This window comes from Enterobacter sp. HG048, from assembly GCF_024702055.1.
Lineage (GTDB): Bacteria > Pseudomonadota > Gammaproteobacteria > Enterobacterales > Enterobacteriaceae > Enterobacter > Enterobacter dykesii.
In genome coordinates, this window is the sequence record NZ_JANLIZ010000053.1 from 1 (window position 1) to 247 (window position 247).

The 247-nt window shown below is 56.3% G+C and carries 1 rRNA gene; it reads right to left on the reverse strand.

The features are described 5' to 3' along the window. Positions 1-247: ribosomal RNA gene (locus tag NUX24_RS21775) — 23S ribosomal RNA — on the reverse strand; the annotation flags it as partial.

Consider the following 247-nt stretch of genomic DNA (forward strand, 5'->3'; position numbering starts at 1 on the left):
CCTGCCCCGATTAACGTTGGACAGGAACCCTTGGTCTTCCGGCGAGCGGGCTTTTCACCCGCTTTATCGTTACTTATGTCAGCATTCGCACTTCTGATACCTCCAGCATGCCTCACAGCACACCTTCAACGGCTTACAGAACGCTCCCCTACCCAACAACGCATAAGCGTCGCTGCCGCAGCTTCGGTGCATGGTTTAGCCCCGTTACATCTTCCGCGCAGGCCGACTCGACCAGTGAGCTATTACG